Raw genomic sequence first — 14,397 nt, forward strand, 5'->3', positions numbered from 1 at the left:
TACAAAAATCAAAGGGGCACATGGCAATCCGTCTTGCCAAACGCTCCGGCCGTTCGGCTTGCGGATCCGCCGATCCTGCACCATATCGCTGGTATCGCAGCATTTTTCCGCATGACCTGCACGGAAATGCCGCGTCCGAGGCCCGTTTCGGACCCTCCCCAGCGCTCCCTATGAGAAATATAAGTGTAGGGTCCGCTTGAATTGCGCCCAACGGATTGTCTATATCAAGGGCGTCGAACACGAGGGGCCCGGCGAACGAACGGCCACCGCCTCAGTTCGAGGTGGGCCGGTCATGAGACCGACCTTCGTTTTCAAAACGTCACTCAGGAGACACGCCATGAAGTGGTCTGCCCCCGTCGTTGCCGAGATCTGCGTCGGCATGGAAGTCACCTCCTACGAGTCCGCCGAGATCGACACCTTCAACTAAGAAGGCGTCGCCGGCCCCAGGCCGGTTCGGTTTCCCATCCATTCGCTACTTAGGAGAAACGTCATGAAGTGGTCCGCTCCCGTCGTCGCCGAGATCTGCGTCGGCATGGAAGTCACCTCCTACGAGTCCGCCGAGATCGACACCTTCAACTAAGAAGGCTGTCGCCGGGCTCATCCGGTGAATTCGAGGGCGTCACCCGGACAGGGTGGCGCCCTTTTCGTTTGCCGCGCGCAAACAAACAGGAAGGCCGGAGGATTCGCGAACCCTCCGGCCTTCCTGTCTCGCAGCGCCCGATTCGGCGATCAGAGGCGGTAGCGGATCTGGTCGGTCCAGAAGCGCTCCAGACGCGAGAGCGCCTGGTTGAGGCGTCCGAAATCGTCCTCGGAGATGCCGCCGATCGGCTGGATCGTGCGGGCGTGCTTGTCGTAGAGGCCCTGGATCAGGTCGTGGATCTCGCGGCCCTTCGGCGTCAGGCTGATGCGCACCGAGCGCCGGTCGGTCTTGGAGCGGGCGTGGTGCAGGAAGCCGGCCTCAACGAGCTTCTTGACGTTGTAGGAGACGTTCGAGCCGAGATAGTAGCCCTTGGAGCGCAGCTCGCTGGCGGTGAGTTCCTTGTCGCCGATGTTGTAGAGCAGGAGCGCCTGGACGCTGTTGACGTCCTCGCGGCCGCGCCGGTCGAACTCGTCCTTGATCACGTCGAGGAGGCGGCGGTGCAGACGCTCCACGAGGTGCAGCGCCTCGAGATAGGAGCCGGCGGCGCCCTGGGTCTCGGGGGCGGCGTCCGTGGTCTTGAGGGCGGTGTTGGCGGCCTTGGTGCTCATCGTGGTGCCTTCCTGTCGGTTCGTGCCGGCTCTTGCTGGCCGGCCTCGCTTATGAGGTGAACCTAGGGCCCACCGATGAAAGCCGATTTAAGCGACAGGATGAACTCGCGATTTACTTCTGTCGGTAAATGCAAAATGAAACGATGATGTTGACCTCTTATTAGCCTACGTCGCGCGCCGCGAGCCAGGACAGCACGAAGTACACGGCGACAATGCTTGCCTGCACTGCGATCAACGGCATCGACATCGGCAGGAGCTGCGGCGTCAGCAGCGCCAGGGTCAGCGCCGAGGTCGCGGCGAGCAGCCAGACGACGCCGCCCCAGGCGCTCGTCAGCCACAGGCCGACCGCCGCCACGAAGTCGATCACCGCGAAGTAGACGATCGCCGATTGCCGCCCCATCGGCAGGTCCGCGAACGGGGTCCGGCCGGGGATCAGGTCGAGGATCTCGCCCCAGGTCGCGAGACCCTTGGCGAGCCAGACCAGGGCGGTGAGGCGCATGAACCAGACCAGCACCACGTCCCAGCGGGTCTGCGCCCGCGGCGCGGTGCCCTCGATCCGGTCGCCGGCCCCGGCGCTCGGGCGCCCGCGCCCGTCGAGGGTGGTGCCGACCTTGGTGAGCGCCTTCACGACCGGTCTCCCGGCCGTCCCGCCGCAGCCGGCGCCTCGTCCGGCGGCCCCTGGCTGCCGTCGAAGCGCGGCTCCGTGGCGTCGGCCGGGGCGAAGGCCGCCTCGATCGCCGCGCCGTCGACCGCGTCCAGGGTGGCGGGCCGCCAGGCCGGCCGGTTGTCCTTGTCGATGATCACCGCCCGCACGCCCTCGTAGAAGTCGTGCCCGCTCATCAGCCACTCGGCCAGCCGGTATTCGGCGAGCATCGCCTCGGCGAAGCCGAGCGTGCCGCCCCGGCGCATCAGTGCCAGGGCGATGGTCAGGCTGGTGGGCGAGCGGCCCCGCATCGTGGCCGCCGTCGCCTCGGCGAAGGCGGAGCCGTCCCGCGCCGCCGCGTCGAGGCGGGCGAGCACCTCCGCCACGGTCTCGGCGGAGAAGCAGGCATCGATCAGCGCCCGCTCGGCGACGAGGGGGCCGGTCTCCATCTCCGGCGCGTCGAGGCCGTCGAAGGCGCGGTCGATCGCCCCGCCCCCCGCCAGCCGGTCGATGAGGATCTCGAAATCGGCCGCCCGCGCCGCGTGGGTCGCGAGTCCCACGGCGAGCGCGTCGCCCGCGCCGATTCGGGCGCCCGTCAGCGCGAGGTAGCGCCCGGTGCAGCCGGGCAGGCGCGGCAGGGCGTAGGTCGTGCCGACATCGGGGAAGAAGCCGATGCCGGTCTCGGGCATGGCGAAGCTGTAGCTCTCGGCCGCCACCCGCACGTCGCCGTGCAGCGAGATGCCGACGCCCCCGCCCATCACGATGCCCTCGATCAGGGAGATGTAGGGTTTCGGAAAGCTCTTCACGGCGGCGTCGAGCCAGTATTCCCCGCGCCAGAACGCCGTCAGCTCGGCGCGGCGCCCGGCCTTCCCCAGGGCGTGGATCTGGCGGATGTCGCCGCCGGCGCAGAAGGCGCGCCCGCCCGAGCCGCGCAGGACGACCCGGCTGACCCGCGGGTCCCCGGCCCAGGCCCGGAGCTGGCGGTGCATCGCCTCCAACATCGGCAGGGTCAGGGCGTTGAGCGCCTTCGGCCGCCTCAGGGTGATCAGCCCGGCCTCTCCGCGGATCTCGAACACGATCTCGGGCTCGGACAACTCCGCCCGCCCGTCCGCCCGCCCGTCCTCACGCAAGGTCCCTTGCCCACCCGACATTCCGCGCTCCACCGCCGCGCTCCACTCCGCCCGACCGCCGCGGAGCGGATGCCCGCTGCCCGGCGACGCGATGCCCGCGGCACGGGCCGCGCGGGCCTCTTAGACGAAGTCCCGGGCGAGGCGTCAACGCGACGGGCTGGGGGATGACGAACCGGCGCGGCCGCGGGGCGGAGGGCTTCCTCCGGAAAAGTCTCGACGTCCGCGGGACATCGAGCCGCGACGGTTTCGAGCGGATCGTCCGCGCGTCGAGGGGATCCGACGGGAGGCCTTCTCGCCCGTCGCAGACACGCATCCGGAACCTCGTCCGTCCCCGGCCAAGCGTTTCTTCTAGGTTGTAATGACCCGTGCATTTGTTGTTGAGCCGCTCTTCCATCTTCTGCACGTTCGCGGGGCGGGGGCGGCGGTTTCCCGGCGAATCGCGGCAGCACGGACCGACGCCCGGGACGAGGCGGAAGGGATGGACGGTGCCTCGCTATTTCTTCGACATCCGCGAAGACGCCATCGTCATCGACGTGAAAGGCGTGGACCTGCCCGACCGCACCGCCGCGCGCGACGAGGCGCTGGCGCGGGGGGCGGCCTTCGCCGCCGATCCGCACAAGCTCGGCGGGGAGGGTGTCGTCGTCGTGACGGTGCGCGACGGACCCGAGCGGGTGGTGATGTGCCTGCGCCTCGTCTGCCAGATCGAGGATGTGGCGGACTGATCGAGGCGGGAGCCTGCCCTGCGGCAACGGCGCCTTTCGGGTCCGAATCCGGATATGCTAGGCGCATGTTCAAGGCCGCGCGTTCCGCGGCGCTCGTCCCGTCGCCCCTTCTCGCGGGGAAACCTCCGGCCGCCGGACGGTTTTTCCGAACGGTGTTCGGGGATGCGAGCCCGGAATGCTCCGCCCTTGGGCCATCGCCGATCGACCTGCCGTCGACCACGCTCTGACCCCATCGTCGTGACGCGCTCATTCCCGCCGGGCCGGCCTCCGGCTCGCGAGCGCTTCGGCGCCGTGTCCCGAAAGGTGGTTGCCGGCTTTCGGAACAGGACGATGCACCGTTAAAGACCGAGAGCAACCGGAGTCCTGAGGGCCATGTCAGACGCCACCCCGCGCCCGCTCGCCATCGAAACCGCGCGCGAAGCCGCTCCGGGCTCGGGGCCGCTGAGCCTGACCCAGCGCCCGCGCCGCAACCGCAAGGCGGACTGGTCGCGGCGCCTCGTGCGCGAGCATACCCTCACCGTCGATGACCTGATCTGGCCGCTCTTCGTGATCGAGGGCGAGGGGCGGCGCGAGCCGATCGCCTCCATGCCCGGCGTCGAGCGCCTGAGCGTGGACGAGGTCGTGCGCGAGGCCGAGCGCGCGGCGCGGCTCGGCATCCCGCTGGTCTCGTTCTTTCCCTATACCGAGCCGTCCCTGCGCGATCCGACCGGCTCCGAGGCGCTCAACCGCGAAAACCTCGTCTGCCGGGCGGTGCGGGCGGTGAAGCGGGCGGTCCCCGAGATCGGCGTGATGACGGATGTCGCGCTCGACCCCTATACCAGCCACGGCCATGACGGGCTGATCGAGGACGGCGCGATCCTCAACGACGAGACCGTGGCGGTGCTGGTCGAGCAGAGCCTGATCCAGGCCGAGGCCGGCACCGACATCATCGCCCCCTCCGACATGATGGACGGGCGCGTCGGCGCGATCCGCACCGGCCTCGACCGGGCGGGATTTCGCGATGTGCAGATCATGGCCTACGCCGCCAAGTATGCCAGCGCCTTCTACGGCCCGTTCCGCGACGCCATCGGCACCAAGGCCGCCCTGGTCGGCGACAAGCGCACCTACCAGATGGATCCCGGCAACGCGGCCGAGGCCCTGCGCGAGGTGGCCCTCGACCTCGCCGAGGGCGCCGATTCGGTGATGGTCAAGCCGGGGCTCCCCTATCTCGACATCATCACCCGGGTGAAGACGCAGTTCGGCGTGCCGACCTTCGCCTACCAAGTGTCGGGCGAGTACGCGATGATCGAGGCCGCCGCCCGCAACGGCTGGCTCGACGGCGAGCGCGCGATGACCGAGAGCCTGCTCGCCTTCAAGCGCGCCGGCGCCGACGGCGTCCTGACCTACTATGCCCCCCGCGTCGCCGAGCGTCTGCGCGCGGGCGCCTGAGCGGGGACGGCCGACGGGGTTGGGACGCGCGTGCGCCGGCTGGTTCCGGACGGCGGCCGTGCCGCGGTGTGGGTGGGCGCCCTCGCCCTCTGGCTCGCGGCCGGATCCGGCTGCGACACGGCGCTCGACGCGCGCCGGGCGACGCTCTGCCGCCGGGCGGTGCCGGCTTTGGCCCCGCCCGGCGCCGACATCGGCCTGCTGCGGGTCGGGCCGGGCGCGAGCCGCGGCAGCGTGCGGGTCGATTACCGCGTCACGGGCGGGAGCGGAAACCTGCCGAAGGCCGAGGCGACCCGGCCCCGCCACCTCGTCTGCCATTTCGGCGCGGGCGACGAGCTCACGGCGCTGACGACCGAGCAGGGGCCGGTGAACGGCGCCTCGCTCTACCTGCTCAGGCGCTACTATCTGGCGACGCCCGAGGCCGAGGCCGCCGATCCCGGACGCCGCTGAGAGGATCGCCCCCGCCCTGCTCGTGATCCCGCTCTCGATGCCACTCTTGGCAGCGCCGCACCCTCTCCCCACTTGACCGAAGGTGCACGCAACGGTCGAGGAAGCGGCGGCCATGACGGATTTTCAGCCCGGTTATCACCCCGGCTACACCAACACGGCGGGGATGCCGGGCCACGGCGGATTCCCCGTGCCCTACGTGCGGGCGAGCCTCGGCGGGCGCACGGTCGCCTACCTGCTCGACCTCGCCTTCATCTTCGTGTTCACCGCCGTTCTCGCCACCGCGATCGCGATCCTCGGCGTCCTCACCTTCGGCTTCGCCTGGGTGCTGTTCCCGATCCTCGGCATCAGCGGCATCCTCTACAGCGCGATCACGGTCGGCGGGCGCAAGCAGAGCACGCTCGGTATGCGCATGCTCGGCCTGCGGGTGGTGGCGCCGGAGAGCGGCCGGCCCGTCGATTTCCTGACGGCCGCGGTCCACGCGCTGCTGTTCTACGTGGCGGTCTCGACCTTCCTGCTCTGGTGCCTCGACGTCCTGTTCGGTCTCGTCCGCGCCGACCGGCGCCTTGGCCACGACCTGCTGCTCGGCCTCGCCGTCGTGCGCGACTGAGTGCCCCTCACGGAGCGTCCGCCCCGCCACCGCGGTCGAAGGACAGGCGGTCGGCGAGCAGGCGTTTCGTGAGGCAGGCCGATCCCTCCTTCGGGTGAGACATGGCGGCGGAAAGCCGCCGCCGGGGATGTTCAATCCCCCATCAATCCGGTTGAGCGTCGCCGCGATCCCGCTACACTGACGGTGGCCTCGGCGTCCGATGCCGCCGGCCCCGAGGGCGAGCCTTCCCAGCGTGACGAGCCATCCGCGCGATACACCGCAATTCTACCTCACGGCCCCCTCCCCCTGCCCCTACCTGCCGGGCCAGGAGGAGCGAAAGGTGTTCACCCATCTCGTCGGGCGCCGCGCCCGCGATCTCAACGAGATCCTGACGCAGGGCGGCTTCCGCCGCTCGCAGACGATCGCCTACCGACCGGCCTGCGAATCCTGCCGCGCCTGCGTCTCGGTGCGGGTCGTGGTGGAGGATTTCGCCATCACCGGCAGCCAGCGGCGCATCCTCCAGCGCAATGCCGGCCTGATCGGCACGCCGGAGCCGAACCGCCCGGCCTCGGAGCAGTACGCCCTGTTCCGCCGCTACCTCGACGCCCGCCACGGCGACGGCGGCATGGTCGACATGACCGTGCTCGACTACGCGATGATGATCGAGGACAGCCACGTCGACACCCATCTCGTGGTCTACCGCGAGCGCGGCCCCGACAGCGCGATCCACGGCCGCGGCGTCGGCGCCCCGGTCGCCGTCTGCCTCACCGACGTGCTCGCCGACGGCCTGTCGATGGTCTACTCGTTCTACGACCCCGAGCAGGCCAGCCGGTCGCTCGGCACCTACATGATCCTCGACCACATCCAGCGCGCCCGCGCGCTCGGCCTGCCGTATCTCTACCTCGGCTACTGGGTCGATGGCTCCCGCAAGATGGACTACAAGGCCAAGTTCCTGCCGCAGGAACGGCTGATGCCGCAGGGCTGGGTGCGGGTGGAGTAGCCGAGGTGGGGCGCTCCCCGACAACGGCCCGCACCTGAGAGCGATGGACGTTCCGCTCCATACGGTCGCCGAGACCGATGCGTATCTTGCCCGGTGCAGGAGCCTGAATCTCACGGCGTCGGAGCGCGCGGCCATCGTCGATCAGATCGCTGCCGATCCGGCGGCCGGTGACGTGGTTCGCGGCTCCGGCGGTGTCCGCAAGGTGCGTTACGGCGGTTCTGGCGGCTACCGTATCATGGTCGCGTATCTCGGAGCCGACGTTCCGGTCTACCTGCTGTCGATCCTGTCGAAGGGGCAGCAGGCGAACTTCACGGCAAAGCAGATCGCAACGATGTATGATCTGACGAAAGCGCTCATGCACCGGTGGAGCGAGCGGCGAAAGCAAGGGAGCGGATCGTGAAGGATGTGACGGACGATGTCTTTGCCGATATCGTCTCGGGGCTGGAGCAGGCGGCTGCTCATGCTCGCGGCGAAGCCGATCTGCAACTGACGGTGCCCGACTCCGTCAGCGTGGATGTCGTCGCCATCCGCAAGCGGACGGGCAAGAGCCAACCAGCCTTCGCGAGAAGCATCGGCGTGCCGGTCGGGACACTGCGTCAGTGGGAGGCGCACAGACGGCAACCCCGCGGTGCAGCCCTCGTGCTCCTGGCTCTCCTGGAGAAGAATCCGCGCCTGGTGGAAGAGACGCTGTCTCGCGGCTGAGCTATCCCCGCTTCACCACCTTCGCCGGGTTCCCCACCACCACCGCGTTCGGCGGCACGTCGCGGGTCACCACCGCACCCGCGCCGATCACCGCCCCGTCGCCGACCGTGATGCCGGGGAGCAGGATCGCGCCGCCGCCGATCCAGACGTCGTCGCCGATGGCGACGGGCCGGGCCGATTCCCAGAAGGCGGCGCGGCTGGCGCGGTCGAGGGGATGCTCGGCGGTGTAGATCTGCACCGCCGGGGCGATCTGCGCCCGGTGGCCGATGGTGATCGGGGCGCAGTCGAGGAAGACGCAGTTGAAGTTGCAGAAGAAGTCGTCGCCGACGCGGATGTTGGAGCCGTAATCGCAGGCGAAGCCGGGGCAGATCGTCGGGTTGCGCCCGGCCGCGCCGAGAAGTTCGCGGATCACCGTCTCGCGGCCGGCCGCGTCCTCGGGTTCCATGGCGTTGAGCCGCAGAAGCCGCCGCTTGGCGGCGTTGCGAAGTTGGACCAGTTCCGGATCGTCGCCGCGATAGGTCTTTCCGGCGAGCATCAGCTCGCGCGCGGTCTCGGCCATGGGAGCTCTCCTCGGGAAGAGTCTCTGGAAAAGATCAGCCGCGGCTGGTGCGGAAGGTGTCGCAGGACTTGGTCTGGCCGCTCTTGTAGCCGGTCATGAACCAGCGCATCCGCTGCTCGGACGAGCCGTGGGTGAAGGAATCCGGCACGGCGTAGCCTTGCGACTTTTCCTGCAGCTTGTCGTCGCCGATGGCGCTCGCCGCGTTGAGCGCCTCCTGGATGTCGCTCTGGTCGAGCGAATTCCAGCGGTCGTTGGAGTTCTTGGCCCAGACGCCGGCGAGGCAGTCGGCCATCAGCTCGACCCGCACGGAGAGCTGGTTCGCCTCCGTCTTGCTGCCCGCGTTCTGCTGGCGGCTCTGCACCTTGCCGAGGATGCCGAGCACGTCCTGCACGTGGTGGCCGACCTCGTGGGCGATGACGTAGGCGTAGGCGAAGTCGCCCTTCACGCCGAACTTCGTCTGCATCTCCTTGAAGAAGCCGAGGTCGATATAGACCTTCTTGTCGAGCGGGCAGTAGAACGGCCCCATCGCCGCCTGCGCCATGCCGCAGCCCGAGCGGGTGCCGCCCTGGTAGAGCACCATCGTGGTCGGCTTGTACTGCCGCCCGGTCTGGTTCGGCAGGATTTCGTTCCAGACATCCTCGGTGTTGCCGAGGATCTTCGTGGCGAACTGGCCGGCGCGGTCGGTCGGGGCCTCGCGGCGTCGGGCCTGCGTCTCGGGATCGACCCGCTGCTCGCGCTGCTGCCCGCCGCCGGCCATCTGCTGGGCGCCGCCGAGCAGGATCGCCGGGTTGATGCCGGTGACCCAGGAGATCAGCAGCACGATGACGATCGTGCCGATGCCCAACCCGCCCATGCCGCCGCCGGGAAAGCCGCCGCCTCCGCCGCCCTCGCCGCGTCGGTCCTCGACGTTCTCAGAGGCGCGAAAATCGTCCCAGCGCATAGAGTCTCCCGCCGCCCCGCGTCTTGCCCGGCCTCATCGGGAGTCCGGGCCTGCTTCTAGAATGGCGAGGCGGAGGATACGGTTCCGCTTACGCCCGCCCCCGGCCTACTTGCCCGCGGCGCTCCCGTCGAGGGCGCTCTTCAACATCCGGAAGTCGCGCCAGGCGAGCCGCTTCTGCACCGGCTGGCGCAGCAGGTAGGCCGGGTGGAGGGTGGCGAGCGCCCGGATCTCGCGGCCGTCGCGCAGGCGATAGGGGTAGAAGCGCCCGCGCGCCTTGAGGATGCCGTCCTTGGTACCGGTCAGCGTCTGGGTCGCCGGCGCGCCGAGGCAGACGAGGATGTCGGGATCGGCGAGTTCGATCTGTCGCTCGACGAAGGGGCGGCAGATCGCGATTTCCTGCGGGGTCGGGTTGCGGTTGCCCGGCGGGCGCCAGGGCACGACGTTGGAGATGTAGGCGCTCGATCGGTCGAGGCCGATCGCCGCCATCATCCGGTCGAGGAGCTGGCCGGAGCGGCCCATGAACGGCTTGCCGATCCGGTCCTCGTCGGCACCGGGCGCCTCGCCGACGAACATCACCCGCGCCTGCGGATTGCCGTCGGCGAAGACGAGGTTTTTCGCGGTGAAGCGCAGGCCGCAGCCCTCGAAGCCGCGCAGCAGCGCTTCGAGATCCTCGAGCGTGTCCATCTGCGCGGCGCGCGCCCGGGCGTCGTCCGCCGCCTCGCCGGGCTTGGCGCCGGCCGCATTGCCGTAGGTGCGGGGAGGCTCGCGCGGCGGCGGGTCGCGGCTCGGCAGCTCGCGCCGCATCTCGAGGGACGCGCCCTCGCCGGACGGGGCGTCCCGCGGCGGCGCGCGGCGCGGGGCCGGCTCGGCCCGCGGGGCGGCGGGCGCCTGAGCGGTCTCGGCCTCGGCGAAACGGTCGTGGGGCCGCTCGTCCAGCGCCGCGTCGACGCCGGCCTCGACGTGGAAGTCGAGGTAGGAGATCAGGTCGCCCCTGGCGTCGGGATCCGCGTGGTTCGCAGTCATCGGTTCCATGTGGCGTGCGGGCGGCCTGTGGACAACGCCCGGCGCGGCAACGCGGATCGTCGCACGGGTGCGGCCTGCGCTGCCCTCTGCGCAAGACCCTGCGCAAGACCCTGCGATCGCCTGCCGCTACCCGAACGGCCTTGCCTTCCTACCTTGGAATCACTTGAGAGACATCTTGACAATAGATAGGGCCGAAACGGCGTGACACGGCGCCCGAACGAACGGCCGCAGGAGGAATGAGGATGGCGCTGCCCGAACGCGAAGGCATGGATTTCGACGTGGTGGTCGTCGGCGCGGGCCCCGCCGGCCTCGCCGCCGCGATCCGCCTCAAGCAGCTCTCCGCGGAGAAGGGCGAGGAGATCTCGGTCGTCGTGGTGGAGAAGGGCGGCGAGGTCGGCGCGCACATCCTCTCCGGGGCGGTGGTCGATCCGATCGGCCTCGACACCCTGCTCCCCGACTGGCGCGAGGATCCCGAGCGTCCGCTCAAGACCGCGGTGGAGCGCGACGAGTTCCTGTTCCTGACCAAGAACAGCGGCGTCAGCATGCCGAACCTGTTCTTCCCCAAGCTCCTGTCGAACCACGGCAATTTCGTCGGCTCGCTGTCGAACACGGTCAAGTGGCTCGGCGCCAGGGCGGAAGCGCTCGGCGTCGAGATCTATCCCGGCTTCCCGGCCTCCGAAGTGCTCTACGACGAGCGCGGCGCGGTGACCGGCATCGCTACGGGCGATCTCGGCATCTCCCGCACCGGCGAACCGCGGGACGACTTCACCCGCGGCATGGAGCTGCGGGCCAAGTACACGGTGTTCGGCGAGGGCGCGCGCGGCTCGCTCACCAAGACGCTGATCGATCGGTTCGGGCTCAACCGCGACAGCGATCATCAGAAGTACGGGCTCGGGGTGAAGGAGCTGTGGCAGCTCAGCCCCGAAAAATTCGAGCCGGGGCTGGTGCAGCACACCATGGGCTGGCCGCTGCCGAACAAGGCGGGCGGCGGCTCGTGGCTCTACCATTTCGACGACAACCTGCTCTCGGTCGGCTTCGTCACGCACCTCAACTACGAGAACCCGACCCTGTCGCCGTTCGAGGAGTTCCAGCGCTTCAAGACCCATCCGATGATCCGCGAGGTGTTCGAGGGCGCCAAGCGCATCGGCTACGGCGCGCGGGCCATCATGGAGGGCGGCTGGCAATCGGTGCCCAAGCTCGTCTTCCCCGGCGGCTGCCTCGTCGGCGATTCCGCCGGCTTCGTGAACGTGCCGCGCATCAAGGGCTCGCACAACGCGATCCTGTCGGGGGTTCAGGCGGCGGACGCGATCTTCGACGCGCTCGTCGCCGGCCGCCAGGGCGACGAGCTGACGGCCTACGAGGAGGGCTGGCGCGACAGCCCGATCGGGCGCGACCTCAAGCCGGTGCGCAACGTCAAGCCGCTCTGGTCGAAATACGGCACGCTGGTCGGCGTCGGCCTCGGCGGCCTCGACATGTGGATGAATGCGCTCGCCGACGCCTCGCTGTTCGGCACGCTGGGCCACGGCAAGCCGGACCATGCCTGCCTCAAGCCGCTCTCGGAGGTGACGCCGATCGTCTACCCCAAGCCCGACGGCAAGCTGACCTTCGACCGGCTCTCCTCGGTCTACCTCTCGAACACCAACCACGAGGAGGACCAGCCGCCCCATCTCAAGGTGAAGGATATGGGGCTGCAGAAGACCTCGGAGCACGACGTCTACGGCGGTCCGTCCGGCCGCTACTGCCCGGCGGGCGTCTACGAGTGGGTGGAGGACAAGTCCGCCAGCGACGGCGTGCGCTTCCAGATCAACGCGCAGAACTGCGTCCACTGCAAGACCTGCGATATCAAGGACCCGAACCAGAACATCAACTGGGTCACCCCGGAGGGGCCGGGCGGGCCGAACTACACGAACCTGTAAGTCTGCACGCCGTCATCGCGAGGCGGAGCCGACGCGATCCAGGGCGCGCCGTATCCGGACACGTCGCGCCGCTGGATCGCTTCGCATTCGCTCGCGATGACGATCGGGCTCAGCCCTTTCCGAAAAGCTCCCGCCACGCCGGCAGATCCAGGCACGGCAGCCGGGTCGCGGCGTGGACGCCGATGGCGACCGCCCGCGCCAGGGTCTCGGCCGCCGCCGCGCCGAGGCGGGCGAGGTCGGCCACCTCGTCCCCGAGCGGCACCGCGCCGGTGGCGACCGCGAACACCACGTCGCCGTCGAGCGGCGTGTGCGCCGGGTGGATCGCCCGGGCGAGGCCGTCCTGCGCGGCGATGGCGAGGCGCTTGGCCTGCGCCTTGGTCAGCGCCGCGTCGGTGGCGACGACGGCGAGCGTCGTGTTGGCGCCGGGCACGGGCTCGCGCGGCCACGACAGGCCGTCGTCTGGCATCCGCGGCGGCAGGCCGAGTCCGCCGAACTCGCCGTCCCGCTCGAACGGCGCCGCCCAGAAATGCGGCCCTCGCCCCATCGTCACCCGGCCGAAGGCGTTGACCGCCACCAGGGCGCCGATCTGCGCGGGCAGGCCCGGCACGGCGCTCGAGGCCGAGCCGAGGCCGCCCTTCAGGTTGGCGGTGCGCGCGCCGTATCCGGCGCCGACGGAGCCGAGGGCGAAGGCGCCGGCCTCGGCGCTCCCGGCCGCCGCGTAGCCGAGGTCGCGATAGGGCGGGAACCGGCCCCAGGCCTTGTCGCCGCCGTTGAGGAGGTCGAACAGGATCGCGCCGGGCACGATCGGCACCCGCACGTCGCCGATCGCGAAGCCCCGCCCTGCCTCCCGGAGATGGGCGACCACGCCCGCCGCCGCGTCGAGCCCGAAGGCCGAGCCGCCCGACAGCACGAGGGCGTCGACCGCCTGGACGGTCGAGGCCGGATCGAGCAGGTCGGTCTCGCGGGTGCCGGGTCCGCCGCCGCGCACGTCCACCGCGCAGGCGAAGGGTTTCTCGAAGACGAGGGCGGTGACGCCGCTCGCGACCCGCGCATCCGCGGCGTGGCCGACGCGGATCCCCGCGATGTCGGTGATGCGGTTGAGTCGGGTCATCGCCTCTCTCCTGCAAGGATGGCCGGCGACGCGGCGGGTGGTGCGGCGGGTGACGCGGAGACCAGCGCGGCGCGCCGTCGGCGCTCGTGGCGGATCGCGTCGATGGCGTAGAGCACCAGCGCCAGCCAGATCAGCCCGAACAGCACGATGCGGTCCGGCGTCAGGGTCTCGCCGTAGACCAGCGTGCTGAGCCCCATCAGGCAGGAGGGGGCGATGTACTGCATCAGCCCGAGGGTCGCGAGGGTCAGCCGCGTCGCCGCGGCAGCGAACCAGATCAGCGGCAGCGCCGTGGTCACGCCGGTGAGCGCCAGCAGCGCCCAGGTGCGGGCGTCGCCGGGCACCGGGGGCGCGGCGAGGGCAAGGTAGGCCAGGGCGGCGGGCAGGAGCAGGAAGGTCTCGGCGCAGAAGCCGACGGTGCCGTCGACGGCGACGACTTTGCGCACCAGCCCGTAGAGCGCGAAGGTGACCGCGAGGCCGAGCGAGAGCAGCGGCAGGCGCCCCGCCATCGCCACCGCGATCACCACGCCCAGCACCACGATGGCGACCGCGACGACCTGGACCGGGCGCAGGCGCTCGCCGAGGACGAGGGCGCCGAGCGCCACCGAGACCAGCGGGTTGATGAAGTAGCCGAGGCTCGCGTCGAGCATGTGCCCGCTCGACACCGCCACGAGGTAGAGCATCCAGTTGACCGCGATCAGCCCCGCCGAGACGAGGAGCAGGGCGTGGCGCGGCCGCAGCGGGAACGGGTTGGCGAGCCGCTTGCGCAGGAGCGCGATCAGGCCGACCACGAGCAGGGCCGACCACGCGATGCGCTGCGCCAGGATCGTTCCCGGCGGGATGCCGTCGAGCAGGCGGAAATGCACCGGGACGACGAGGCCCCAGCTCAGGTAGGCGGCGAGCGCGTAGATCAGGCCCACGATGATCCGGACGGCGGCGTGGCGG

The 14,397-nt window shown here is 70.2% G+C and carries 18 protein-coding genes; 10 read left to right on the forward strand and 8 right to left on the reverse strand.

What is annotated here, in order from left to right; all coding sequences use genetic code 11:
* Window positions 1-337: 337 nt before the first annotated feature.
* Together pqqA (ABS772_RS24205) and pqqA (ABS772_RS24210) are read left to right on the forward strand one after the other, a co-directional pair.
* Window positions 338-427 (forward strand): pyrroloquinoline quinone precursor peptide PqqA, encoded by a 90-nt coding sequence (gene pqqA, locus ABS772_RS24205; RefSeq protein ID WP_015857429.1) that lies wholly within the window; start codon window positions 338-340, stop codon window positions 425-427.
* 63 nt (window positions 428-490) lie between these two features.
* Window positions 491-580, forward strand: a complete 90-nt coding sequence (gene pqqA, locus ABS772_RS24210) for a pyrroloquinoline quinone precursor peptide PqqA (protein WP_015857429.1) — start codon at window positions 491-493, stop codon at window positions 578-580.
* A 149-nt stretch (window positions 581-729) separates the two neighbouring features.
* Here pqqA (ABS772_RS24210) and ldtR read toward each other — a convergent pair whose 3' ends face one another.
* The 3 genes from ldtR to ABS772_RS24225 form a co-directional block, all read right to left on the reverse strand.
* Window positions 730-1,248 (reverse strand): transcriptional regulator LdtR, encoded by a 519-nt coding sequence (ldtR, locus tag ABS772_RS24215; protein WP_238258325.1) that lies wholly within the window; start codon window positions 1,246-1,248, stop codon window positions 730-732.
* Between the two features lie 160 nt (window positions 1,249-1,408).
* Window positions 1,409-1,876 carry a DUF6163 family protein gene (locus ABS772_RS24220; RefSeq protein WP_238258327.1) on the reverse strand — a complete coding sequence of 156 codons (468 nt, stop codon included), beginning with the start codon at window positions 1,874-1,876 and terminating at the stop codon, window positions 1,409-1,411.
* Complete coding sequence (locus ABS772_RS24225; RefSeq protein WP_350397234.1) at window positions 1,873-3,042, reverse strand: enoyl-CoA hydratase/isomerase family protein; 1,170 nt, start codon at window positions 3,040-3,042, stop codon at window positions 1,873-1,875. The genes ABS772_RS24220 and ABS772_RS24225 overlap by 4 nt, the downstream gene beginning before the upstream one ends.
* 464 nt (window positions 3,043-3,506) lie before the next feature.
* On the opposite strand from ABS772_RS24225, the gene ABS772_RS24230 reads away from it, so the two are divergent.
* The 7 genes from ABS772_RS24230 (at window position 3,507) to ABS772_RS24260 (ending at window position 7,906) form a co-directional block, all read left to right on the forward strand.
* Window positions 3,507-3,743, forward strand: coding sequence for a DUF6894 family protein (locus ABS772_RS24230; RefSeq protein WP_350397236.1), 237 nt, complete (start codon window positions 3,507-3,509; stop codon window positions 3,741-3,743).
* Between the two features lie 372 nt (window positions 3,744-4,115).
* Complete coding sequence (gene hemB, locus ABS772_RS24235) at window positions 4,116-5,171, forward strand: porphobilinogen synthase (protein WP_350397237.1); 1,056 nt, start codon at window positions 4,116-4,118, stop codon at window positions 5,169-5,171.
* A gap of 30 nt (window positions 5,172-5,201) precedes the next feature.
* Window positions 5,202-5,618 (forward strand): hypothetical protein, encoded by a 417-nt coding sequence (locus tag ABS772_RS24240; RefSeq protein WP_350397239.1) that lies wholly within the window; start codon window positions 5,202-5,204, stop codon window positions 5,616-5,618.
* Between the two features lie 112 nt (window positions 5,619-5,730).
* Window positions 5,731-6,225 (forward strand): RDD family protein, encoded by a 495-nt coding sequence (locus tag ABS772_RS24245; protein WP_350397240.1) that lies wholly within the window; start codon window positions 5,731-5,733, stop codon window positions 6,223-6,225.
* A gap of 232 nt (window positions 6,226-6,457) precedes the next feature.
* The gene (locus ABS772_RS24250) at window positions 6,458-7,204 is read left to right on the forward strand and encodes an arginyltransferase (RefSeq protein WP_238258077.1); all 747 of its coding nucleotides are present in this window, start codon (window positions 6,458-6,460) and stop codon (window positions 7,202-7,204) included.
* 43 nt (window positions 7,205-7,247) lie between these two features.
* Window positions 7,248-7,604 (forward strand): addiction module toxin RelE, encoded by a 357-nt coding sequence (locus ABS772_RS24255; RefSeq protein ID WP_350397242.1) that lies wholly within the window; start codon window positions 7,248-7,250, stop codon window positions 7,602-7,604.
* Window positions 7,601-7,906: a helix-turn-helix domain-containing protein gene (locus ABS772_RS24260; protein WP_350397243.1), complete on the forward strand. Its 306-nt coding sequence runs from the start codon at window positions 7,601-7,603 to the stop codon at window positions 7,904-7,906. Before ABS772_RS24255 ends, ABS772_RS24260 begins: the two co-directional genes overlap by 4 nt.
* Window position 7,907: 1 nt before the next feature.
* On the opposite strand, the gene ABS772_RS24265 is transcribed toward ABS772_RS24260, so the two are convergent.
* The 3 genes from ABS772_RS24265 to ABS772_RS24275 form a co-directional block, all read right to left on the reverse strand.
* Window positions 7,908-8,465, reverse strand: a complete 558-nt coding sequence (locus ABS772_RS24265) for a sugar O-acetyltransferase (protein ID WP_350397244.1) — start codon at window positions 8,463-8,465, stop codon at window positions 7,908-7,910.
* Between the two features lie 34 nt (window positions 8,466-8,499).
* On the reverse strand, window positions 8,500-9,405 hold the full coding sequence (ypfJ, locus tag ABS772_RS24270) for a KPN_02809 family neutral zinc metallopeptidase (protein WP_350397245.1): 906 nt from the start codon (window positions 9,403-9,405) through the stop codon (window positions 8,500-8,502).
* A gap of 105 nt (window positions 9,406-9,510) precedes the next feature.
* A complete protein-coding gene (locus ABS772_RS24275; RefSeq protein ID WP_350397246.1) occupies window positions 9,511-10,437 on the reverse strand; it encodes a uracil-DNA glycosylase in 927 nt (308 codons plus the stop codon).
* A 233-nt stretch (window positions 10,438-10,670) separates the two neighbouring features.
* On the opposite strand from ABS772_RS24275, the gene ABS772_RS24280 reads away from it, so the two are divergent.
* On the forward strand, window positions 10,671-12,344 hold the full coding sequence (locus ABS772_RS24280; protein ID WP_350397247.1) for an electron transfer flavoprotein-ubiquinone oxidoreductase: 1,674 nt from the start codon (window positions 10,671-10,673) through the stop codon (window positions 12,342-12,344).
* Window positions 12,345-12,453: 109 nt separating this feature from the next.
* Here the strand turns inward: ABS772_RS24280 and ABS772_RS24285 are convergent, their stop codons facing one another.
* Window positions 12,454-13,455 carry a P1 family peptidase gene (locus ABS772_RS24285; RefSeq protein ID WP_350397248.1) on the reverse strand — a complete coding sequence of 334 codons (1,002 nt, stop codon included), beginning with the start codon at window positions 13,453-13,455 and terminating at the stop codon, window positions 12,454-12,456.
* Complete coding sequence (gene rarD, locus ABS772_RS24290; RefSeq protein ID WP_350397249.1) at window positions 13,452-14,372, reverse strand: EamA family transporter RarD; 921 nt, start codon at window positions 14,370-14,372, stop codon at window positions 13,452-13,454. Before rarD ends, ABS772_RS24285 begins: the two co-directional genes overlap by 4 nt.
* Window positions 14,373-14,397: the final 25 nt, after the last annotated feature.

This window comes from Methylorubrum podarium, from assembly GCF_040270385.1.
Classification (GTDB): domain Bacteria; phylum Pseudomonadota; class Alphaproteobacteria; order Rhizobiales; family Beijerinckiaceae; genus Methylobacterium; species Methylobacterium podarium.